At 58.4% G+C, this 22,460-nt stretch carries 20 protein-coding genes; 13 read left to right on the forward strand and 7 right to left on the reverse strand.

Annotation, left to right across the window (positions count from 1 at the left end):
• Positions 1–252 precede the first annotated feature (252 nt).
• From CA51_RS11940 to CA51_RS11970, 7 genes are all read right to left on the reverse strand, one after another.
• Positions 253–681, reverse strand: coding sequence for a carboxypeptidase regulatory-like domain-containing protein (locus tag CA51_RS11940; RefSeq protein WP_231746141.1), 429 nt, complete (start codon positions 679–681; stop codon positions 253–255).
• Positions 678–1,697, reverse strand: coding sequence for a DUF1559 domain-containing protein (locus tag CA51_RS11945; protein WP_145120835.1), 1,020 nt, complete (start codon positions 1,695–1,697; stop codon positions 678–680). The genes CA51_RS11940 and CA51_RS11945 overlap by 4 nt, the downstream gene beginning before the upstream one ends.
• A gap of 272 nt (positions 1,698–1,969) precedes the next feature.
• On the reverse strand, positions 1,970–3,538 hold the full coding sequence (locus CA51_RS11950; protein ID WP_145120837.1) for a permease: 1,569 nt from the start codon (positions 3,536–3,538) through the stop codon (positions 1,970–1,972).
• Positions 3,535–3,987, reverse strand: coding sequence for a hypothetical protein (locus CA51_RS11955; RefSeq protein ID WP_231746142.1), 453 nt, complete (start codon positions 3,985–3,987; stop codon positions 3,535–3,537). The genes CA51_RS11950 and CA51_RS11955 overlap by 4 nt, the downstream gene beginning before the upstream one ends.
• Complete coding sequence (locus CA51_RS11960) at positions 3,987–4,970, reverse strand: AAA family ATPase (protein ID WP_145120839.1); 984 nt, start codon at positions 4,968–4,970, stop codon at positions 3,987–3,989. Before CA51_RS11960 ends, CA51_RS11955 begins: the two co-directional genes overlap by 1 nt.
• On the reverse strand, positions 4,967–7,201 hold the full coding sequence (locus CA51_RS11965; RefSeq protein ID WP_145120841.1) for a transglutaminase-like domain-containing protein: 2,235 nt from the start codon (positions 7,199–7,201) through the stop codon (positions 4,967–4,969). The genes CA51_RS11960 and CA51_RS11965 overlap by 4 nt, the downstream gene beginning before the upstream one ends.
• The gene (locus CA51_RS11970; protein ID WP_145120843.1) at positions 7,182–8,396 is read right to left on the reverse strand and encodes a DUF58 domain-containing protein; all 1,215 of its coding nucleotides are present in this window, start codon (positions 8,394–8,396) and stop codon (positions 7,182–7,184) included. Before CA51_RS11970 ends, CA51_RS11965 begins: the two co-directional genes overlap by 20 nt.
• A gap of 939 nt (positions 8,397–9,335) precedes the next feature.
• Here CA51_RS11970 and CA51_RS11975 point away from each other — a divergent pair.
• From CA51_RS11975 to CA51_RS12035, 13 genes are all read left to right on the forward strand, one after another.
• Entirely contained in the window at positions 9,336–9,668 is a 333-nt protein-coding gene (locus tag CA51_RS11975; RefSeq protein ID WP_197451776.1) for a DUF2946 domain-containing protein, read from the forward strand.
• Positions 9,669–10,098: 430 nt separating this feature from the next.
• Complete coding sequence (locus CA51_RS11980) at positions 10,099–10,419, forward strand: Flp family type IVb pilin (RefSeq protein ID WP_231746143.1); 321 nt, start codon at positions 10,099–10,101, stop codon at positions 10,417–10,419.
• A gap of 191 nt (positions 10,420–10,610) precedes the next feature.
• Positions 10,611–11,057: a prepilin peptidase gene (locus CA51_RS11985; protein WP_145120847.1), complete on the forward strand. Its 447-nt coding sequence runs from the start codon at positions 10,611–10,613 to the stop codon at positions 11,055–11,057.
• A gap of 126 nt (positions 11,058–11,183) precedes the next feature.
• Positions 11,184–13,784 (forward strand): CpaB family protein, encoded by a 2,601-nt coding sequence (locus CA51_RS11990; RefSeq protein WP_145120849.1) that lies wholly within the window; start codon positions 11,184–11,186, stop codon positions 13,782–13,784.
• Positions 13,784–14,971 carry a CpaE/TadZ family protein gene (locus CA51_RS11995; protein ID WP_145120851.1) on the forward strand — a complete coding sequence of 396 codons (1,188 nt, stop codon included), beginning with the start codon at positions 13,784–13,786 and terminating at the stop codon, positions 14,969–14,971. The genes CA51_RS11990 and CA51_RS11995 overlap by 1 nt, the downstream gene beginning before the upstream one ends.
• A complete protein-coding gene (locus CA51_RS12000) occupies positions 14,968–16,401 on the forward strand; it encodes a TadA family conjugal transfer-associated ATPase (protein WP_145120853.1) in 1,434 nt (477 codons plus the stop codon). The genes CA51_RS11995 and CA51_RS12000 overlap by 4 nt, the downstream gene beginning before the upstream one ends.
• 2 nt (positions 16,402–16,403) lie before the next feature.
• On the forward strand, positions 16,404–17,294 hold the full coding sequence (locus CA51_RS12005; RefSeq protein WP_145120855.1) for a type II secretion system F family protein: 891 nt from the start codon (positions 16,404–16,406) through the stop codon (positions 17,292–17,294).
• Between the two features lie 4 nt (positions 17,295–17,298).
• On the forward strand, positions 17,299–18,225 hold the full coding sequence (locus CA51_RS12010) for a type II secretion system F family protein (protein WP_145120857.1): 927 nt from the start codon (positions 17,299–17,301) through the stop codon (positions 18,223–18,225).
• A gap of 2 nt (positions 18,226–18,227) precedes the next feature.
• The gene (locus tag CA51_RS12015) at positions 18,228–18,656 is read left to right on the forward strand and encodes a DUF192 domain-containing protein (RefSeq protein ID WP_197451777.1); all 429 of its coding nucleotides are present in this window, start codon (positions 18,228–18,230) and stop codon (positions 18,654–18,656) included.
• 167 nt (positions 18,657–18,823) lie between these two features.
• The gene (locus CA51_RS25835) at positions 18,824–19,126 is read left to right on the forward strand and encodes a Flp family type IVb pilin (protein WP_197451778.1); all 303 of its coding nucleotides are present in this window, start codon (positions 18,824–18,826) and stop codon (positions 19,124–19,126) included.
• Positions 19,127–19,402: 276 nt separating this feature from the next.
• Entirely contained in the window at positions 19,403–21,385 is a 1,983-nt protein-coding gene (locus CA51_RS12025; RefSeq protein ID WP_197451779.1) for a tetratricopeptide repeat protein, read from the forward strand.
• The gene (locus CA51_RS12030; protein ID WP_145120863.1) at positions 21,382–22,074 is read left to right on the forward strand and encodes a glycosyltransferase family 2 protein; all 693 of its coding nucleotides are present in this window, start codon (positions 21,382–21,384) and stop codon (positions 22,072–22,074) included. The genes CA51_RS12025 and CA51_RS12030 overlap by 4 nt, the downstream gene beginning before the upstream one ends.
• Complete coding sequence (locus CA51_RS12035; RefSeq protein WP_145120865.1) at positions 22,071–22,460, forward strand: DUF2304 domain-containing protein; 390 nt, start codon at positions 22,071–22,073, stop codon at positions 22,458–22,460. The genes CA51_RS12030 and CA51_RS12035 overlap by 4 nt, the downstream gene beginning before the upstream one ends.

A 22,460-nucleotide genomic window follows, 5' to 3' on the forward strand; every position in this document is an offset into this window, starting at 1 on the left:
GGGTGATCTGCCTATCGTAGCCAACGCCGCCCGGCAAAACAAACTCCCGGGCGAAGAGGTCAGGGCGAGGGATCCCGGCCGCTATCGACAGCAAGATGCATCCACTGGGGGGCCGGCCGCTGTGGCTTCGATGCAAAAGAAATCGTGGTCTCAAGAATGCCACCGAGAACGTATGTTCCCGATCGACCCGTTAGTCACTTGTCGATGACATGGATCGATCCTAGCGGGATGATCCGCTGGCATTGCTGATTGTCATTCGTCGCCGGTGGCGAGAGTTACCAGCAGTGGTGTAGTGTCTGCAACACCGCGGGTTGTTGTTAGCCCGCTAGTATAGTAGTCGGCGTAGCGACGTGGGACGGTGCCACCGTGCTGGTGGGCGTCGGCTGCGAGGTCTTCGGTCAATACGATCTGCACGACGACGATTTCGTATTCACCAGGTGGGCAACGAGGCTCGCCATCTTGATCGGTCAAGGTGAAGCTGCCGTCGGTTCCGATGCGACTTGCGTACCGCGAACCATCGGCGACCGATCGAAACTCGACGCTACCCGATCGCACCGGGGTGCCATCGTCGAACCTGACGAAGCCAGCGGAGGAATTGTCTGCGTTTCCGCAACCGCTGACGAAAGCTAAGATTGCGATGCCGCAACATAGAAAACGCCAGTTATTCGCCTTGCTGTTCACTGTTGCAACTCCACGACACGTGCGTCCCCGCGGTTGGCCAACGATCCGAGAGTCTTCGTGTCGGTCGTTGGACTGAACATCCGTACGCTGCCATCGACCAGGGCGAAGTGGACGCCGGCGGGATGCCAGCTGCCAAACGAAAACATGTCGGCCAGCACGTCCCGGGGCCCGCTGGCCAGCCGCAGTCCCGGACCCGCCAGGCGGCAAGAGGCTGGCAGGTGATCGCCATCGTAGGCGGGAGAGTCCTCGGGGAATTGAGCGAGCCCGTCGAGAGGGACAAACTTCTCACCAAACAGGAACGTGCTGGAGGTTCCGTCGCTGACTGAGGCCATGCGGATGCGATCCGACGGACCTATTGCTTTTCCATCTTTGCAAGTCGGACGGACGCTGATGATGACTCCCGTCCCGTTGCCGCCGTAATAGAAGTCGGTCGGTGCGCCGGTGGATCCGGGAGTCAGGTCGCCATGGTTTCCTGCATAGTCGCAAAGCGCTCCGGGAACATTGACAGCGACATCGTCGGTGCGTGGCGGAAGCGGGCAACCGCACGGCAACCTTCCACCACCTCCATTGACCGTCGTTCGCAAATTACGTGTACCAATCGGTTGCGTGCCCGCCCGTCGCGAAGGGCACAGGAAAATATCGGGGACGACAGTCCGTACACTTTCGTCGTGTTGGTGCCACGGTTTGGAAAAGTCCCATTGATCGCCGAGCGAGACTTGTTCGATGAACGGCATCACGCGGGCCAGCCAAGTTGGCGTCTCCAATCCGCATTGATTCGACGGATCGGCATCGGGACGCGATTCGTAACGCGCCGGCGGAAAGTAGCGAAAAACATCGTGGTGCATGTGCGTCGCAACGGCCAATTGCCGCACACGGTTCGCACAATCGGTACGCCGCGCCGCTTCTCGCGCAGCCTGCACGGCTGGCAACAGCAAGGCGACCAAGATACCGATGATCGATATCACGACCAGCAGCTCGATGAGTGTAAAGCCGAGGCGCGAATGAGCCGTTTTCATAGATTTGGTCCAGAGCTTCGTTCACAGAAGGATTCCGGTCCGACCGCAGAACAATATAGTTCATCGATCGCGGCGGTGGGCAAAACCGACAGATATCGGCGTTTTAAACAGCAAGTAAGGAGTTCTCCTCGTTTAACCGCGTGGGCATCGCCCCGCGTCTATAAAGGCCGCGCGGCCCGATGGGCACGCGGTTAAACGAAGCAAAGCCAATACGATCTGCTTAATCCGACGAAATCATCCGGAACACTAAACCTTTTCTCGCCTCGCAAAACCTACGATGGATCGCGAAAGCTTTGCACCCAACGCGAATTGGTTGCAAAAATTCCTCGCACCGCCGCCTTCACCTCTTCCGGCTCGTAGGGATCATGCTCCAATTCGTGTTCCAGCAGTTCCAACTTCTTGCGGATCAGGTATCCCTGCATACTCTGGTATCGCCGGAGTTCACCGCGACGCAGAAAGGTTCCCACCTCTAGCCGCCGGCTCCATTCTTCCCAAACCGGCAACCAGAACAATGCGTGCTCCTTGTCGCCGCTGTTGGCTGCCGACAAACACTCGCTGCGAGCCAACGCGATTTCCTCCAAGCATTCTTCGGGTGAGGGATAATAGGCGTAACAGGCGACGACGCTCAGAGCGACCAAGCCAGCGAGCATCGTCGCGCCAATGACGCTTCGCGGCACCAGGATGTCGAACCCTCGAGGCGGAGCCGCTTCGGTTGGTTCGGGCGCGGTCGTCACCAAACGTGCCTCATCGATCCCCAATCCCCGCAATATCAATCCGACCAGCGCCAGCAGGGCGACGAAGCCCACCGCGATGCTGCCCGCAATGTCCAGATGTTTGTCGATCGCTTCGTTCGCCTTCTGCCAAACGTTGCCCTCATTGGGAGGAATGGGATTGGCGTAGATGTCGAACGCGTGGGTGTGCCCGGCCGGTTCGACTCCCGGCGGCACGAGCGGTTTGTTGATGCCGTAGGAAATACCGAGGACTATCAATAACAAGCCGGTCATCCAGACGGCAGACGCTTTCCAACCGAAATGTTTGCCAAACCAATACGGCGTGGCGAGATTCATCCCCGTGCCGAGAATCAATAGCGTAAAGGCGGCGCCGGGGGAGTTGGCGTGTTGGAACATCATCCCCATTTGGCTCATCGCCAACATCGGTGTCGCGTAAACGGGAACGGCGACAAACAACATCGTCAACGGTGCCAAGGGATCATCGCGTTCGACACTGTGTTGCATCGCGCCGTAGGGTAACACTACGGCCAGCAGGCCAAGTCCTAAGAGTGCCAACAGCGTCAGTGCCATCGGTATTCCGGAGGCGTCGCGCGACATCTGAACGACCATCGCTGCCAGCCGACGCGGGCCAATCAAACTGAGGTCGCCGCTGTCGGAGGTCGGCGTTGCCTCCTCCGCTTGTTTGCGTCGATCCAAGGCATCCCACAACAATCCCAACGCCGTCACGATAATCAAAGATCCGACGGCAAACAGGATGATCACCAGCGGGCGACTGAGCGTCAGTCCGTACAACAACGACAGGGGATTAAAGAGCGGAGCGGACAAAGCGAATGCCGACAACGCTCCCGGTTTGACTCCCGATCGTCGCATCTGGATCAGGATCGGCAACACGCCGATCGAACAGACCGGCAGCAGCATGCCGATCAACCACGATTGGGGAAGCGAGCGCAGCGAATCGCCGCCGAACAACCGCCGCGTGCCATCGCGTCCTAGGTAGTAGCGTAGGATCCCCGCGATCAACAACCCAACCAATAAGGTCGGCGCGACCGCGATGAAGCCTTGGGCGATACGTACCAGTCCGCCTACAAACATTGCCGAGGGAGAATTCATTGCGAGGGTCCTTGCGGCGATGGGAAGGGGGCGGGAAGTTTTGCGATCGCTTCTTCGATCAGCTCGCAAAACGCAACGGTTTGCTTGCGATTGGCGTCGGTCAATTCGTTGCCGCTGGATCGAAGATTCGCCATCAGCGATTCCGCTGCATTGTCCAACGGAATCCAGTCCTGTTCGGAAAGATCCGTGTCGGCGGCAATCTCAGGAACCCAACTGACGATATCCGCAATTTCAGCCTCCGCCTGTTTCGCATCGGCCGTTTCGTCGGTCGACACATCGAGCCGCTGGCGCAGCTTGACCGCAGCGTCGGCAAAATCGTCGGGCCAATGTTCGGCCACTTCGTGATCGTGTTCAAAGAGCGATGTCTTGGCGGTTTGTTCGTCGCCACATCCCGCCAACAACAGGAGTCCCGTTAAGACGATGCCGTTGCAAATTGTTTGGAAACGCATCACTTGTACTCCGGAGCGGGGACCGAGTTCATGATTCGATCGATCGCGTTGTCGACGGTTTCACCGCGGGTGAGCAAACGGACCGAAAGAACGGGCTGAGCGACATCGGCGACATCGGTCGGGGTGACAAAGTCGCGTCCCTTTAACATCGCCCACGCTTGAGCGATCGCTTGCCAGCACATCATGCCACGCGGGCTAACGCCCAATTCGACCGATTCGTCCGCGCGACTCGCTTCGACCAGGTCGATCAGGTAGTCGGCGACGCGGGGATGTACGACGACCGATTGGGCCTTTTGCTGCAACCGTTGCAGGTCGTTCAGCGAAAGCGGCGAGCTTGCTTTGCGATACTCGCCGTTGTTCGCTCCATTGGAATCGCGGACCTCGCGTTGCAAGATCTGACGCTGGGCCTCGCGGTCGGGGTATCCGATCCGCAGCTTGATCGCAAACCGATCCAGCTGAGCTTCGGGCAATGGATAGGCACCGTGGGAATCGATCGGGTTCTGAGTCGCGATCACAAAAAAGGTGGGGGACAGCGGATGCGGATTTCCGTCGATCGTGACTTGCCGCTCCGCCATCGCTTCCAGCAGCGCACTCTGTGTACGCGGAGTCGTCCGATTCAACTCATCGGCCAACATCACATCGGCGAACACCGGGCCGGGATGGAATTCGAACTCGCGCGACTTCTGGTTGAACATACTGAAGCCGGTGATGTCGGCGGGCATCAAGTCGGGCGTGCATTGCACACGGGACAAGCGGCCGTGAATCCCATCGGCGATCGCTTTGGCAAGCGTGGTCTTTCCCGTCCCCGGCAAATCGTCCAACAGCAGGTGCCCACGCGACAGAAGGCATGCGATGACTAGATCGATCCGGTCTTCTTTGCCTAAGAGAACGCTGCGTAGGAAATCGCGCAGAGGGGAGACGTTGGGGGACGCATCGGCGTTGGCCGGTTGCGTGGAGGAAATCGTATCGGCGGACGCGTTCATGACGTCGCCTCCTTGGATAGTGCGGTGATAGTGCGGACGTGGAGAAGATCGACCAACCCGGTCGCATCGTGGTCCGTCGGTTCGTTGCCGTGACCGAAGAACAAGCGATCGGCGGCATCAAAAAACTTTTCTGTGGCGTGGGCGATCGTTGCGTCGGTGCGCGTCAGTTGCTCCAACCAGGCTCGCTGAGACCTTCCAACCGGACGACGCTTGCCGGCCAACCGGGCCCGCGCTTCGATGATTCCAATCGCCAAACGAATTCGATGGCGCGGGCGAAGCCAACGACCAAACGTCCAGATCACGGTCAACAGCCAGTCGCCCCAATAGGATCGCGAAAGGTACCCGATCACCATTGCCAGCCCGAAGCCAACGAAGGTGGTCCAATAGGTTGCCGCAAACCGTTGGGCAACTAGCCGCCATGAAGGGCGATAGTGAGGTTGTTGGAAACCGGGGGTCGGTTCGATCTCAAACCACCGACCGTCCTCCAATTGCACTTCCGCCCATACATGGACATCTTGCGGCAGAACGGAGGAATGACCGGCGGAGATGTCAAACGCATCGGGACGGACGTAGAAGCCAGTGACCAGGCGAGTCTGCATGCCGATCTGTCGCGCCATCAGCGCCGCAGTGGTGGCAAAAAGATGATCGCCACCGCTACGCGACTGCAGGAAATCGGATAACGATGTTGCTGTTGATTCCCCGTCGCGGTCGTAGCTGAATTCGCTACGAAGGTGCGATACGATCAACTGCAACTTTTCGTAGGTGTCGGTTTCGTCGCCGACAATTTCTTGAACCAGCGGATCGATCTCGGGGACCACGGCGGCTGGCGGTTCTCGCACTTCAAGGCCGTCTCGGATTTCATCCTCCATCAAACTAAGGCTCGCCACGTGGACAACCGTCAGAGGCGGAACCCGCTCGCGGCCAGGCATGAAGAAACTGCCGTCCTCCGAGAGGGCAAAGAAGTCCGGTCGATCGATCTCTTTGATATGGATCCCGGCAGTCAGCATGGGAACGGGCAGCCGAAGCGAATCGAGACGAATCACCTTCAGCAAGCCAACCGAGGCGGCGGCGGGATCGCTCGACAGCACACGCCGAAGGACGGGATCGAAGAACCAGGCGGCTTCATCGATCACGACCGGTGTCAGTTTATCGTTTTTGAAATTGGCAGTCTGCGACCAATCGTGCCCATCGAACGTGTCGTACCGATGCATCGCCAAACGGATCCCGGTGGGACCGTCCCATTGGACCACGCTGGCGTCTTTGGCATCTTTGAAATGGTGATGCTTCTTCGGCGGCAGCCGATCAGTCGAGAAGGTCCCGCCACCCTGCTCGCTCTTAGCATTGCGTTCATGCGACTGGATGAAGTTGTCGGGCCCCATCGCCTGGGCGCGTTCCTGCTTTTTGTTTTTTTCCTTCGGCTCGCCAATCATGTCGTTGAACATGTCGAACAGCGACGATTCGGTCGATTCGAGCATGATGTCCGAATCGACGGCGCCAAACGATTCGGCATGATCTTTGGCAGCGATCGCTGCATCGCCGGTTCCAACGCCGCCACGTGCTGCGGGGTCGGACCATTCGCTGCCGCCACTTGTCGGCATCAAACCGAGCGTAAGCCGTTGCAGTCCCGCGCTACTGTCCCTGACCAGATACGCTCCGACAGCCAGCACCAACAACGTGACGATCATGATCTTTGGACGCAGCGACCAGGTCCGCTGAACCGAATCGGGCATCGCTAGGTCGAGTCGTTCCCAATGGTTGGCGATCAAGTGCCAAACACAGGCGAGCATCCACAGCAACGGCAAGGCGACGGCGTAATCGGAATCCGATATCGATGCGCTGAACAAGACCAGGAATCCACTGAGGATCAGCGACAGCGAACGCGTTTTATTCGTGCGGGCCGTAATCGCCATTGCGAGCGAAACCGCGCCAAATGTTGTTAAGGCGGACATCTCAAACGCGATCGGCGAACCGATCATGCGGCCGACGATTGCGAAGACCACCGGTAGAACGCCCAACCCGACGGTGGCGTTATCGATCGATCGTCGCGCCCTTATCCCATTGCCACCGAAAGCGCGCACGCCTTCGGCGACCAGAAAGGCGATCGCTAGCGCTGCCATCTCCGCTGGAAACCACGTCGCCGATTCAACGTAGCAACGCAGAGGAATGACCGAACTGATCGCTAACACCGCCAAAGCGATCGTCTCGGTACGTCTACGCGACCAAGTTGACATCGCGCACCTCCGTCCAAAACGAAAGCAACTGCTTCGCCAAGCCGCGATCGCGATGAATCATGCGGTGCGAGTGACCGTCGGCCGAACGCGGATTGACCGCCGGATCGGAAACACAAACGGTAATCTCCGCATCGCGACTCGAAGCGATCGCAATCGTCGCTCGGTTCCGCGATGGATAATGCATGGGAGCTTCGAGCTCTCCTTCGGCAGGCACCTCAGCTAACGCATCCATGATTTGCACGAACCCATCCCAGCCGCGCCGCACCTGAACCGAATTCTTGCCGATGTGAACGCGCAACGGGACGGCCGATTGATGCAGGTTGGCCAGCAGACTGGCAGCAACGCGAATCCGATCGGCCAATGGCTCGCGTGCCGAACGCCCGACGTCGACGATCACGTCGACACTTGGGCACTGCGGACCGCTGCGTTCGGTGACGATCAGATCTCCCGACCGCGCCGTCGCGACCCAATTGACTTGGCGTGCGCTATCGCCGTGACGGTACTCGCGAACACCCAGGAAATCACCGCTGCGACCACTGCGGTTGCCGTCCCCCGATTCGGCAGCGCGGCGTCCGGTCATCGCCGTGCTTCCGGCAACCGGATAGACCTTGGGCCAGACGGTGACGGGCGATACGTTTTTCAGCTTCCGCTTGGCGGTCCAAATCCCGAATGGAAACGAACATGTCAGCAGGGCGTCTTCGTTTGGATAGCGGCCTCGCAGTTCCGGGCGGATCGAAAACCGATAGGTCGAGATCGCCAGACCGCGAACAAACGCAAGGGCGACGGTGGGAACTGCCGCTTCGGCGTCGCTGTCGCATCGCCGATCCAAGAAGCCTTCGACCGCCAAGCCCCAGACTGGGATCGGCAACCGGTTCCGCACAGCGAGTTGCAGTTCGCACGGCTCTCCTTCATGGACTTGCGATTGGCTCGGCTTCAGCGAACTTTCCACCGCGCGGACCGCAACCGCTGGCCAGGCCATCCCGACAACAATCACTGCAGCGAGCGCCGCGGCGAGAGTCCATCCGATGGGAGCGAGGTAGATTCCAACGATCACGCTAATCGCGGTGGCGAGCGCAAACCAGCCCACCGGTTCCTTCAACCAATAGACAAAACGATTCGCCCACGGACAGAAATCGGTTGTGAGTAAACGCGACAGCCGACTGGGTTCTTGGGACGCAACAAGGTCAAACGACATGACGTACGCACCTTCGGTACGAGGATCATTCAGAGCGGATTGTCGGCTTGGAATCTGCCGACACGAGCATTCGCACATCAGCCAAAACAATGGCTGCGCACGTTCACGCGCTCGGAGGTCCTCGGACAGAAAGTCCGTTCAAAGAAAGCGATTCGATCGACATCACGTCGCGGCGAAAACGAAGACGTTCGGTTGCCAGCGGCGTCCAAACGACCGTATCGGCGTTTGCGATCGCGGCAAAACGCGATGCGAAGAAACTCTGGCAGACACTGCAGCGATCCGAATCGTGTTCGGGTGTCGCGTCGGAATGCCGATCGGACTGTTCGCCCGTTGGACCGGAATGGCAATGATGCTGGCAACCGCAAGCATGCGTTGCCGCGGCAGCGGGATCTGCGGAAGCAAGATCGGCTGGATGACAGCAGCCGACGTGCAACCAACCTGCGACGTTACTCAGCAGCATCGCCACGAGCAGAGCGTAAGTCGTCAGGATCCGCCGAGAAGCCAAGGTGGGTAAACCATCGATGATTAAGAAACAGCGGACGCCAGACACGACGTCGCGCAAGTGTTGTTCAACGGTCCGACCAAGGATGTTGTGATTGTTTACCAAACATACGGCTTGTCAAGCAACACGGTTCGGATCCGCGACGGATTCATGACAGCTTCATCGAAACCGTGCATTGCAACCCGAGTCTCCAAGCCTTGAAAGTGTGGTCGCCGGCTTGGATTGCCTTTCGTCCCTGAAGAAAACTTTTTCGTCGACTTGACGAACCGGGAATGTTGGTTCATCGTAGGAAACGCAACAGTCTTTGGTCGGACCATTTTGCAACTCACCTCACTCTAGAAAACGAAACGTCCACGATGTATTCGTCGGTCCGGCCTATCTTATCGAGCATGCTCTGCTGCGTGATTGCCTTTGGGCACACACCGGCATGGATGCACGTGGCCACATGCGACGGCGATTGCAAGGTCTTGGACGCGGCGATTGTTCAAGCCCGTTCGGTTTGTTCGCACGGCTGCGATCATCACGTTGTCGCCCACGAATCGACGGACAACTCCGCCGACTCTCCTTCTTCGGCACCGGCTGAAGATCACGATTCCGATACCTGCGTGATCTGTCAGTCGCTAGCCAATTCCTGTGGTCCTGTTTCGCTCGACCTGCAGCTGCTCGCACCTGAATATGCATGCGAGCCAGCCTACGAACTTGCGACCCCATTGCCGATCGACGCTTCGATCGCAATTGCCCAACCTCGTGGACCGCCTGCCGCGGCCTGATCGCTCCCATCGTCTTCGGGCGACTCGAGGTGTCTGCCTCGGTTCGCGCGATCGTGAATGCTTGGAAGCCGATCCCACGATGATTCCATTCCATTTGGATTAACGGGGCTCGCCTTGCGCGCACCACGACCTTGCATGGGTGCCATGACACTATGTCCCGCCGCGCGGCGTGTTCGGTCATACGGTCCGACCAAACCCGATCGGTCTCGTCTGCGCGGTGGGGCTCCTTTTGTTTGAACTAGATAAGTGCCGTGCCGCTGTTTCCCAGCGTGTTGCGGATCGATCGCAGGCGAATCGCCTGTGTTACCACAGAAACAATCGTGTGCGGATCGTTCGTCGCCGCCGCACACGGCCTGCACTGGTCATGCGGAACCTTTGGTCAGGCGACACAACATGTTTTGAGTAACTCGTTTTCTTGAAGGAAACAAAAATGCGTAAGTTGTTTAAGAACAAGAAGGGCCAAGGCCTGGTTGAATACGGTATCCTCGTCGGCGGCATCGCTCTGGTTGCCCTGGCTGCCACCGCGATCTTGGGTCACAAGACGACCGATCTGATCGGTACCGTCGCCGGTGCATTGCCAGGTGCCCACGACGAAGACAATGGCGCGATCGTCAGCGGTCAGTTGGTCAACACAACCACCTCGGGACAAGACGGATTCGTTTTGGATGGATCGGATCCTGGTTCGTTCAGCGAAAACCTGGGAATCGACGTCGACGGTTTGATCGTCGAACCCGAAGGACACGATCACTAAGATCGGGGCGTGTTGAAACAACCGCGACTTGGATCGCCAAGGGGCTACGCGGTAGCAGATGTCGCTGCCTGGCGGAGTCAATTCCGCCAGGCGGTCTTTTTGTTTCAGATACGTTGCGGCGGTGAACAAGTGGGCGGTTCCAAGCAGCTCGCAAGCCGATCACCTGCGGCGTAACAGCTGAGTGAAGTGCAATGACGATCGGCGAAAGCCTCCTGTGGTGGCTGCCCGCAATGGCGTGCGGTGTCGCCGTTTATCACGACGTACGGACTCGAGAGATTCCCGATTGGTTGCCAATCATGCTGGTCGTTTTGGTACCGGTGCGGATGGTTGTTGCGGGGAGCGTAGGGGCTTGGTGGCAACACCTGGCCGGTGGACTCCTTGCCTTGGCGATTGGACTTCTGATCGGTCGTGGCGATCGGTTTGGCGGCGGAGATATCAAACTGTTTGCAGCGATTGTGCTGTGGTTTGGCTTGATGTCACTGGTTCCTTTGGCGTTGTGGATTGCAATCGCAGGGCTGCCATTTGCTGTACTCGCAGCGGCAAAGGAGCAGCAAGACTTTGCTTACGCCCCGGCGATACTTGTTGGCGTTTGCGTTTATTCGATCGCTCCCGATCTGCTTCAGCGGATCATGGGATAGCATCGCGAGTGGTTGTCTCCGATACAGCCCTAAGCTGTTTTGATATCGATCAACTAATTGAATCCTTAACGAACGATGGAACGCGATGGATCAGCCAGGAAGGCTTGAGCTACACAAGAGTTTCTTATGGCAAAACAACGGCGTTCCGCCGCTCGCGGCTCCTACCTACCGATCATCTTGATGGCCGTCACCGTCGTCGGAATGCTCGGATTTTCCGGCGTGGCGGTTGCCTGGACGTTGGGCTATTTCGACGTCGCCGCGAAAGCCAAGGTGGCGAAGGTCGATCGCACGGGACAGCTTGCCTTTCCAGCGATCGCTCACCCGATGAAGGCTCACGAAGCGGTAACTCGCGATGATTTCATCAACCCACAAACGAAACAACTAAATGTCGTCTGGCTGCCCGAAGCGACGGCAGAGGTTGTATCCCGCAAAATGTCTGACCTGATCGGGCGCGTGCTGCGCCGCGATAAGCAGGCCGGAATGGTGCTCAGCGAAGCGGACTTTTATGAAAAGGGAACGCGGCCTGGGCTGGTCGCGGGAATCCCTGCCGGCAAATTTGCGATGTCGATTCCCGCCAGTGGGATTGCGGGACTCGATCAGTTGCGCGGCGGAGATCGCTTCGACCTGTTGGTTTCGCTGCCGATGCAAGAAGGCGAAAACCTGATCGCCAACAGCGAACCGGCAGCGCTTTTTGGCGGTATCAAGCCGCCGTCGCTGCGCGTCGGCCAACTCTCTCGACGCCACGGAGTGAAACATTTGGTGACCGATGGCATGCTGGTCACGTTGTTTAGCGGAAAGGAGCGTTCGACAAGCGGTCCGAGTGGATTGACCGTCACTCCCGGTGGCAGCAAATCCAAAAAGGCCACAACGTCCACCGTCTTTGCCGAACTGGCGGTCGCCCCCGATGAAATCGGTCCTCTTACCGAAGCGATTTCGCTTGGCACTCAACTGACCTGCGTCCTCCGCAGCGGATTGCCGGGAGACGATGGCAGCGACGCGATGTCGATCGAGGGGATGGTGCCGGTGATCACAACCGCCACCGCAGTCAACGCCTTCACGGCACTGACCGACGAAAACCTGATGGATGAATCGACCGGGCAATTGCATTACTACTATTTCCCAGCAGACAAAGTATCGGATCAATGGTTGACCGATCCGGCGAAGGTTTATGGACGCGTCGTCAGCCGCCCACTGCGTCGCGGTGCATTCCTTACTGAAAGCGATCTGTTGCCCGTCGGCACGCGACCTGGAATCTCCGCCGGTTTGCCACCCGGAATGGCAGGGATGGCCCTGTCGAAAGCGAACGTTCAAGGGTTTGAAACCCTTTCGGTCGGGGACCACTTTTCTTTGCTAACTCGCGTCCCCGAGGAGGTTCCTGCGGCCACGGCATCGACGACTTGGGCAGCGCTGCAAGGCGGGCGGTTTTCGGACGATGACGCCCGCATCGTTGAAATGGTGCGGACAGGAATTCGCGAAGTGGTCCACGAAGCGCTCTACCTTTCCGCGACCGACGCGGACAACGTGATCATCGGGGTTCCCGAGATGGAGGTTGCCAAGCTTGCGCAGCTGATTCGCGACAAAGCCGAAGTCTTTGCCGTGGCTCGATCGAATCAGCACACATCCAATATCAAAACGGCAGAAGCCAAATCGCTCCAACCTGAGAAGCAGCGACCTGCGGTAACACCACAGCCGCCGACGGCGCCCTCCCCGTTTCCCGAAGCGCGTCGCGAAAATCAGGACACCCCATTCCGTTTGGTTGCACAAATCGATTCGCCACGCGATGTTGACGGGCGGGGCGCAAGCGTGGCTGTTCCGATCTTGGTCAAGGATGTCCCCGCGTATCAAGAACTTTCGATCGAAGACTTTGTCGATCCAGCCACCGGCCGGGTGCAAACACTGTTTTTCGATACTTCCGATTTCGATTCTGCTTGGGAGACCGATATCCGCAAACTAATCGATCGCGTCCCGCTGCGGCCGTTACGCGCCGGACGGCCCGTGCGCACTCAGGATCTCGCACCGGTTGGATCGCCGGCGGGACCGGCGATCGGACTAGCACCTGGAATGCGAGCGATCACCGTCAACGCGGCGCAAATCGTGGGACTCGACAGCGTTCGGGTTGGTACAGTCTTCGATCTCGTCTCCGCCCGCGGCGTGGAAGTCGCCAGCCTCGCCGATAGCGTCCGGCCTTCGATTTCCAGCCCCGATGCAGTGCAGGAAGCGACCAAGTTGCCTGGGGGCCGCGTGGCGGCATCGCGAATTATCGCAACCGAGGTCGAGCTATTGTCGAACATCGGTGTTGTCCAAATTGCGGTTCCGACTTCCACCGGACCGGGTGAGACCCAACGCCAAACACAACTTAACGCGGATGGGTCCACCGTCACCGAAACGGTTCGAACCGCGCCCGTCGTTTTTGAACAGCGGAACGTTCAACAGTTTGTCCTTGCCGTCCCACAAGAGGCTGTCGGATCGATCCTGGGACTGCTCGATACCGACAATCCCTTGCAGGTCGCAATACGCCCCCCATCGCAAGATCCCGTTTCCAACGCAACCGCCGATCGGGAATATCCGACGAACCACGCGGATGGCGCATCGGCTGCCGTCCGCGCCGTGCTACAAGAACATGTCCGCGGAACCAAAATCGACACCGAAGTCTTTCTCACCGATCGCCCTGGCTCGTTCGCCCTCTTGGACCTCCCTGCCGATCGCGGTGCGGACGAGGTGCAGTGATGACCGAAACAAAATTCGCGCCCCGGGTACTGATCTTTGCGCACGATGAAGCGGTCGGTGGCGAGATCCGCGATGCCATTCGCAACGGTGCTGCCGATGGTCCGATCAATCTTTACGTCACAACCGATTTGACCCAAGCGGTCGATACCGTGCGGGATCGTGAGCCCAACGCGGTGATCATCGAACTGTCCGGCGACCTCTCCCACGACCGGACGCGGATCGGCGAACTCCGCTCGATCCATCCGAACCTGATGATCGTGGGAGTCTACAGCGCCGAATCGAACAGCGCCAGCATTCCCTCCGGCTACATGGTCGAACTCGTGCGACTGGGGGTCAGCGATTTTCTGCGTCGGCCGATCGCCGACGGTGAACTGAACGGCTTCATGTCGCGTTTGGCGCCTCAGCACAATTCCAATGAGCCGTCGCGAAATGGAACCTGCGTCGCATTTATCAGTAATAAAGGAGGCGTTGGCAAATCGAGCTTGGCAGTCAACACCGCCACCGCGCTGTCGATGCAGTATCCCGACGAAGTGCTGCTGATCGACGCTTCGTTGCAGATGGGCGTCTGCGCCCCGATGTTAAACCTGAGTCCCGAAACCTCGTTGCTCGATGCGTTTCAGCAACGCGAACGTTTGGACAGCACGCTGATCCGGCAATTGGCAACGCCCCACGAATCGGGCTTGTTGCTTCTGGCGGCCCCATCGGACCCCGTCGCCGCGGCGGACATCGATGATCAATCGATCGTACGCGTGCTGAACCTGGCTCGCCGTACATTTCGATTTGTTGTTGTCGACACCTTTCCGCTGTTCGACCAAGTGGTAATGAGTGTCTTGGACATTGCTACGCGATCTTATGTTGTTTTGGACAACGTTGTCCCCACGGTTCTAAGCGTCGTTCATTTGTTGCGGCTGCTGGAAGATCTGCAGTACCCACAAGAGCGACTGCGGATCGTCGTCAATCGTTATCAGCAATTGGCTGGCAATCCTTTGATCGATGATATCTCGCGTTCCCTGCGGATGAAGGTCGATCACGTGCTACCGTACAACCGAAGGATGATCACCGCGGCGAACGTGGGGCGTCCCTGCGCCATGGACTTCGTGCGATGGTCCAAATTGCACCGAGAACTGAAACAACTTGCAAGCGAGATCATCGCGTTGCAGCCGATTCAAGCGGAGGGGAGCCGATGAGCGACGAACCCCAAAGCGATGCCGAAAAAGACGAATCGGGCAGACTCGCCCGGCAACGATTGTCGAAGGTCCGTTTCCAAGTTCCCAAAGACAGAGCGTTGGAGCGAGAGACGTCGAAAAATGCGTTCAGCGTTTCGACCGAAGCCGCCCCTAAAAAGAAGACCGTCGACTATGTCACGGTGAAAACGAGCCTTCATCAGCGGTTGTTGGATCTGCTCAACGAAACCCGTTTTGTCGGCGCCTCGGATGACCTTCTCGAAGAGGCTGTCAAAGAGTTCGTCGAACGGATTCTCGAAACCGAAGACCTGCCACTTAATGCGGCGGAACAGCGACAACTCGCGGACGATCTGACCGAAGAAACCTTGGGAGTTGGACCGCTCGCGCCGTTGTTGGGCGATCCCGCCGTAACCGATATTCTTGTCAATCGTTTCGACCAGATCTACATCGAACGCTTTGGCAAGCTTGAAACAGCCGACGTTCGCTTTCGCGACAACGAACACTTGGTTCGCATCATCCAACGGATTGCAGCGCGGGTCGGACGGCGGATCGATGAGAGCTCGCCGATGGTCGATGCCCGTTTGGCCGATGGCAGCCGTGTCAACGCGACGCTCCCGCCGGTCACGATCGATGGGCCAACGCTTTCGATTCGGCGGTTCGGCAAGCGGCGATTGCGACAGGACGATCTGATGCGTCTTGGGATGTTTTCATCCGCGATGCGCGACTTTATGTATTGGATGGTGCAGGCGCGCAGCAACGTCCTGGTGGCTGGCGGTACCGGGGCGGGCAAGTCGACCTTCCTTGGCGCTTTATGCGAAGCGATCCCCGATTCGGAGCGGATCGTCACGATCGAAGATGCCGCCGAATTGCTCCTGGACCAGGTGCATGTTGTCCGCATGGAGACTCGGCCTGCCAACCTGGAGGGATCCGGACGCATCGCGGCCCGAGAATTGGTGATCAATGCGCTGCGGATGCGCCCCGACCGAATCATCGTGGGCGAGGTGCGCGGCGGCGAAGCGCTCGACATGCTGCAGGCAATGAACACCGGACACGATGGAAGTTTAACGACCGTCCATGCCAACAGTCCCCGCGATGCCGTTGCGCGTTTGGAGACGATGGTGTTGATGGCGGGGATCGATCTCCCTTCGCGGGCGATCCGCGAACAGATCGCTTCGGCGGTCGACCTGATCATTTCGGTTCGTCGCTACGACGACGGAATCCGCCGCGTCGAAGCGATCTCCGAACTGACCGGGATGGAAGAGTTGACACCGCAGTTGCAAGAGATCTTCGTCTTCAAACAGCGCGGCCGCAAGGATCGCCAGATCATCGGCGAATACCAGCCAACGGGCATTGTCCCTCGACGGGTGCACGATCTTCGCGAGCGAGGGTTTGATATTCCGTTGGAGATGTTTCGCAGCGCGAGCGAGGGGTAGTCGTGGCAACTTTTCTGTTCACTCTATTTGGCCTGATGTTGGTCGGGGGAATAGCCGCTGTCGGCGTCGCGTTGTATCGCAGCCAACAGGCCACCACCGCGCGCCGCCGGTTGTTCGAACAGGTGAAGTTGGTCGATAGCACCGCGGACAACGACGAGGTGCAAGAATATTCGGTGCGCCATCGCCGCAGCCCTGTGCTGATGCGGTATTGGTGGATTGGGATCCCGGTCGCCATCACCATCGTCGGTCTGGCTTGGTTTTGGCTCTCGATCCCCTGGCCCTACCTGTTGGCCTTTTTTGTCATGATCCTGCTGTGCGCCGGGCAACTCGATGCGATCTTTGTGCAGATGCGGGTTCAGAAGCTGGAACAGCAACTGGCCGATTCGATCGACATGATGGTCGCCGCGGTGAAATCTGGAGCCGGACTGCAGTCGGCTTTGGAATCGAGCGTGAAACAAGCTCGCCGTCCGTGGTTGACCGAAGCGGAACAGTTGACCCGCGCGGTTCGCTATGGCGACGATCCGGTCGACGCGTTGGGGGACCTGTCCGAGCGTCTTCCTCTGGAAAGCGTGCTCCTGTTCTCGCAAACGCTCGCCGTCAATTGGCGCGTCGGGGGACGTTTGGCGTTGACCTTGGCAAACGTCGGCCGCACGGTGCGCGATCGGATCGAGCTGTCGCGACGCATGAATGCGATGACGACCCAAGCGCGATTGTCGGTCGTGAGTGTGATCGTGGTCACGTACTTTATCGGTGCGTTGATTTGGCGAAATGACCCCGAAAGGATGACGGGCTTTCTGACAAGCATGATCGGTCAGGCGATGGTCTCGATCGGCATGATGCTGCAAGCTGTCGGGACGGTTTGGATCTCGTGGATGAGCAAGCCGAGGTTCTAACGCGATGACAGTTGTCCAGATATTCGTTCTCTGTTTGTTGGTGATCGGCTTGCCGATCGGCCTCTGGGCAATGCGTTGGTTGTGGCTGCTCATGCAGAGCGAACAACGGCTCGCTGCCGGGACTGCGGCGATCGACACACGCGGCGCCGACGAGCTTCCCACGCAAAGGTCCTGGCTGGGGTGGTGGTTGTTTCAGGCAGGCTTTCGCAAGCCCAATGCGGTTGCGTTGTTCCTTATGGCGACGGTCCTATCGACGCTTCTGGCGGTCCTTTTTGCGTATGCAATTTATCAAAGCCAAGTGATCACCGTGTTGGAAATGGTGCTGCGGGCGATCCCTGGAAACGTGGGTGAAGTCTTTTTGCCGATTGCTTGGCTCAGTCCCGTTGCCGCGATTTTTGTGCTCGCCGCTTTGCCAGCGGTGATTGTGCGAGGTCGTCGTCGCAAACGAATCACTGCGATCGAACAGGACCTGCCACTGACACTCGACCTGCTGGCGACGCTTGCCGAAGCAGGGCTAAGTTTTGACGCGGCGCTCGATCGCGTGTTGGAAACACAGCGGCAACAACGCCCGTTGACGCAAGACTTCCGGCTGTTCCGATTGGAAATTTTGACCGGCCGTGGACGTGTCGATGCACTGCAGCGATTGAATCGATACGTCAACGTTCCCTGGTTTGGAATCTTTATTTCCGCGCTGATCCATGCCGAACAAGTTGGCTCGGGGTTGGCCGCCACGCTGCGAGCCCAAGCGGACGACCTCCGCGGCCGTCGTCGCGAACGCGCCTTGGCGATGGCGATGGCGGTGCCGGTGAAGCTGCTGTTTCCGCTGATCACCTGTTTTCTGCCGGGCATCATGATCGCGTCGCTAGGACCGATCATCTTCCAGATCGTGCAAGTGCTCGATCAATTCACTCGATCCGCGTTCGGAGGTTAGCCGTGCGATTTCCGATATTGGGGCGATGGGAGGATGCGGAGACCGGCGAAGTCTTGGCCAAACGTTTGTACGTAGCAGAAACGTTTTGGCAGCGTTTGCGAGGACTACAGTTCGCCCAGCCATTGGATCCAGGCTGCGGCCTGCTGCTGCGTAATTGTGGCTCGGTTCACACGATGTGGATGCGATTCCCGATCGATTTATTTTTCTTGGATGAAGATTGGAGCGTGCTGGAGGTTCGAAGCTGCGTGAAGCCTTGGCGAGTTGTCATCCCGAAAGCGAAGCGTGTCTCTCACGTGATTGAAGTCACGTCAGGCCAATCATTAGAGGCCTTCAAAGGAAGACGAACCAAAGTGGCTGCGTGCGATGATTTCCCGATCGTCGCATCGGGGAAGCGAGGCAAGGAGGTGCGCGATGCTGCAGCGGCTGGATAATTGGCACACCTGCAACGCGATGCACCTGCACGCGATGTGCATGTGGCTATGCTGTGTCTCTAGTTCGTTACGACGAATGCGGGACCGGTCGATAGTCGCTGCCGGTCGCAACAAGTGATAGCAGGCGACGCAAGCGTTCAACGTCTTCCAAAACAGAGAGAATCAAAATGCGTAAGTTGTTTAAGAACAAAAAGGGCCAAGGGTTGGTCGAGTACGGCATCCTGGTCGGTGGCATCGCATTGGTCAGCCTGGCTGCTACCGCGATTTTGGGGCACAAGACGACCGATCTACTGGGAACGGTCGCGGCATGTCTGCCTTGTGCACACGAAGATCACTCGGGGCCGATTGTCAGTGGTACTCTTGTCCAGGTCACCTCGAGCGGCGGGTCTGGTTTTCGTTTGGCTGGCACACCAGGTTCATTCAGCGAGAACCTTGGTATCGAAGTTGACGGTTTGATTGTCGAGCCGTAGTGGCAAAGGGTTAAGCAATCGCAAGCTGGCTGTTTGACCTTGTCGCGTCGTTCGGTGTTTTTACTGGCACCGAGCGGCGTGCAAGAACGCAGAGCGCCTCTTGCCTGAGGATTGCGAATGCAGAGCGGTGGCACAACACACGAATTTGCAAAAGCCGCTTTTACAATGGGTTGATTTGAGTTAATGAACAGCTTTTCAGCACCTACCGAGAAACACTCCCCGGGCCCGGGTGTGCCATTCGTGGTTGGGCTTGCGCTGATCATGGTCGCAGGCTGGATGTTCGTTTGGAGAAGCTCGCTCGATGGGGTCTTTCATTTCGACGACTTTGGGAACATCGTCGATAACGAGCGAATACTGCAACTGTGGCCACTGGACGATTTTCTGACCAACAATCGCCCGATCGGCTTGTATTCATTTGCGATCAACTATCATTTTTCGGGCACCGATCCGTTTGCCTACCATGTGACCAATCTCACGATTCATATCGCGAGTGGGCTGTTCTTGATGACTGGCTGCCTGCTGGCTTGGCGACTGTATCGCAAGCACTGGGCGAACGATACGCAACCGCAATGGACCTATTCCGCGATTCTGACCGCCGCGCTTATCTCGACCGTATGGGCAATTCACCCGCTGACAACGCAAGCTGTCACCAACGTCGTCCAACGCTACGAATCGCTCGCGTCGATGGGATATCTTGGTGTTTGGGTCGGTATGCTGCTGTATCTCGACGGGCGCCGCTGGTTGGGCATGGTGATCGTGTTGCCGTCGGCTTGGATCGGTTTGATGTCGAAGGAGGTCTTCGCCACCGCGCCGCTAGCGGTGTTGCTATTGGATCGCTTGCTGACTCGGCAAACGTGGTTTTCGATCGCTCGCCTTCGTTGGCTCCCCTACGCGTTGATGCTGTCACCTTATGTTTGGTTTGTGCCCAGCGTTTCCAGGTTCTTCGATCCCGAGCGGACGCGCAGCAGTTCGATGGGACTGGGGATGGACCGCATCACTCCCTGGGAATATTTGCGCACCCAAGCCGAGGTGATTTGGCATTACATCGGACTGGTCGTTTGGCCAAAGGACCTATGCTTTGACTATCTCTGGCGGATTGAAACCAGTCCTTGGAACTATCTACCACTTGGAGCCGCCATCGTTGCGGTGATTGTTGTTGCGATGGTTTGTTATGGACGAGGCATTCGCCAAACGGCGAATGCCTCGGCTCGCACATTCTCGATCGGATTGGCTGGATGGATGGGACTGAGCTTCTTTTTTATCCTCGCCCCCACGTCCAGCTTGATGCCGATCGCCGACATCGCCGTCGAACATCGGATGTATCTCGCTTCGGCCACGGTGATTGCCGCGATCGTGTTATCGATGCAGTGGTTGTTCACAGCCGGGATACGACACAGCGACCACCCGTTGGTTCTGCGCGCGGCCGCCGCCTGTATCGTTGTCGCCTGCATCAGCCTGTTGGCTTGGCGAACGCACCTGCGGAATCAGGACTATTGCAACGGATGGGTGCTTTGGAGCACCGCGGCGCGGATCTCTCCCCAGAACCCGCGCGCCTGGTACAACGTCGGTCGCGAGCTATATACCGTTGGCAACTATCGCGGTGCCTTGCCTCCTTTGATCAGCGCTGTTGGTTTATCCAGTGTCAGCGTGCCGATGTTCGATGCCGGGCTCGCCGATTGCTTGCGGCGTACCGGTCGGTTCGACGATGCGGTCACGTTGTTCCGACGCGCGATCGAAAAGGACGCCGACAACGCCCTCTATCACAACGATCTTGGTGTTACCTACCTGCAGCAGGAACAGTACGAGCTGGCCGAGCAAGAGTTTCTGGTCGCGTTGGGTTTGCAACATGCGATGGCAAAGTTCAATTTGGCCTTGGTTTATCAGCGGCAAGGCAAACCGGCAGCCGCGATACGGCTGTGGGATCAGGTGTTGGCCGAGGATCCCCAATTGCATTCCGCGGCCCGGCACTTGGCGTGGACGTTGGCAACGACCAGCGTGGCCGGTTTGACGGATGTCGCACGCGCCGAAACCCTGCTGCGCCAGCACTACGACCTCAGCACCACGCAGAGCGCATACGTGCTGGACACGTTGGCGGCGATCTACGCGAGACGTGAGCAGTTCGACGCCGCCGAGAAATCGGTCCATGCGGCCATCGAGCGAGCCCGCGCCGTGGCCAATCGACAATTGATTCCCAAACTCAACCAACGCCTTGCCCTGTATCAAAATCGCAAGCCGTGTATCGATGGAGTACAGCCATGACGCGCACAGCCGATGAGCGACGGGATGTTTGGATCGTGATCGCCGCCTACAACGAAGGCAGTCGACTGGCCGCCACGCTGCAATCGATCAACGGTCGAGGTTCGATCGTCGTTGTCGATGACGGATCGCGCGACGACACCTACGACGTCGCGTGCGGCTTTCCGGTGTGGGTTCTGCAGCATCCGATCAATTGTGGCCAAGGGGCCGCTTTGCAAACGGGGATCGATTTTGCGCTGTCCCGGGGAGCTCGGGCGATCGTCACCTTCGACGCCGACGGCCAACACGATCCGGCCGACCTGTCAAACATGTTGCAGCCGGTGCTAAACGGCCAAGCCGACGTAACCCTGGGATCACGATTCCTCGGCTCGACACAAAACATGCCCACCTCGCGTCGCGTTGTGTTGAAGCTGGCGATTTGGTTCACGCGGCTGACCAATGGGTTGATGCTTACCGATACGCACAATGGATTTCGAGTCCTGTCGCGCACCGCCGCCGGGAGGATTCGGATTCGCCAACCGCGGATGGCCCACGCTTCGGAAATCCTCGACCAAATTGCCAAGTATCAATTGTGTTATGTCGAAGTTCCGGTGACGGTCCGGTACCACGCCGCGACGCTTGCCAAGGGCCAGAGCTCCTGGGATGCGTTTCGAATCACCGGTCACTTGTTGGCGGGGAGGTTCTGGCAATGAACCTGTTTCAATGGATCACCGTCTCCGCGCTCGGCCTGTTGGCCATCTTGGAGATCCGGGCCTACTTTAAAAATCGCCAACCAATCCATCTTCTTCGAGAACTGGTTTGGCTCTCGGCGATCGTGATGATCCTGTTCCCGGGACTGACGACGCGTGTGGCTGGCTTGCTGGGGATCGGTCGCGGCACCGACTTGGTGTTTTATGCCTTCATGTTGCTGGCGACCGGTGGGTTCTTTCACTTCTACGGGCGAACCTACGTCATGCGTCGCGACATCGTCGAACTGGCTCGCCGCGACGCGCTCCGCACGGCAACGCCGGGGCACGGACTGGACCACTCCACCGCGCCGCCAGCAGCCGCTCCCCATGACGACGGAGGCGACCGATGA

The organism is Rosistilla oblonga (assembly GCF_007751715.1).
GTDB lineage: Bacteria > Planctomycetota > Planctomycetia > Pirellulales > Pirellulaceae > Rosistilla > Rosistilla oblonga.

Bases quoted from the DNA above. Each gene is read 5' to 3' on its own strand.
- CA51_RS11945 (WP_145120835.1), bottom strand. From the start codon at position 1,697: ATGAAAACGGCTCATTCGCGCCTCGGCTTTACACTCATCGAGCTGCTG.
- CA51_RS11950 (WP_145120837.1), bottom strand. From the start codon at position 3,538: ATGAATTCTCCCTCGGCAATGTTTGTAGGCGGACTGGTACGTATCGCC.
- CA51_RS11955 (WP_231746142.1), bottom strand. From the start codon at position 3,987: ATGCGTTTCCAAACAATTTGCAACGGCATCGTCTTAACGGGACTCCTG.
- CA51_RS11960 (WP_145120839.1), bottom strand. From the start codon at position 4,970: ATGAACGCGTCCGCCGATACGATTTCCTCCACGCAACCGGCCAACGCC.
- CA51_RS11965 (WP_145120841.1), bottom strand. From the start codon at position 7,201: ATGTCAACTTGGTCGCGTAGACGTACCGAGACGATCGCTTTGGCGGTG.
- CA51_RS11970 (WP_145120843.1), bottom strand. From the start codon at position 8,396: ATGTCGTTTGACCTTGTTGCGTCCCAAGAACCCAGTCGGCTGTCGCGT.
- CA51_RS11980 (WP_231746143.1), top strand. From the start codon at position 10,099: ATGCGTAAGTTGTTTAAGAACAAGAAGGGCCAAGGCCTGGTTGAATAC.
- CA51_RS11985 (WP_145120847.1), top strand. From the start codon at position 10,611: ATGACGATCGGCGAAAGCCTCCTGTGGTGGCTGCCCGCAATGGCGTGC.
- CA51_RS11990 (WP_145120849.1), top strand. From the start codon at position 11,184: ATGGCAAAACAACGGCGTTCCGCCGCTCGCGGCTCCTACCTACCGATC.
- CA51_RS11995 (WP_145120851.1), top strand. From the start codon at position 13,784: ATGACCGAAACAAAATTCGCGCCCCGGGTACTGATCTTTGCGCACGAT.
- CA51_RS12000 (WP_145120853.1), top strand. From the start codon at position 14,968: ATGAGCGACGAACCCCAAAGCGATGCCGAAAAAGACGAATCGGGCAGA.
- CA51_RS12010 (WP_145120857.1), top strand. From the start codon at position 17,299: ATGACAGTTGTCCAGATATTCGTTCTCTGTTTGTTGGTGATCGGCTTG.
- CA51_RS25835 (WP_197451778.1), top strand. From the start codon at position 18,824: ATGCGTAAGTTGTTTAAGAACAAAAAGGGCCAAGGGTTGGTCGAGTAC.
- CA51_RS12025 (WP_197451779.1), top strand. From the start codon at position 19,403: ATGTTCGTTTGGAGAAGCTCGCTCGATGGGGTCTTTCATTTCGACGAC.
- CA51_RS12030 (WP_145120863.1), top strand. From the start codon at position 21,382: ATGACGCGCACAGCCGATGAGCGACGGGATGTTTGGATCGTGATCGCC.
- CA51_RS12035 (WP_145120865.1), top strand. From the start codon at position 22,071: ATGAACCTGTTTCAATGGATCACCGTCTCCGCGCTCGGCCTGTTGGCC.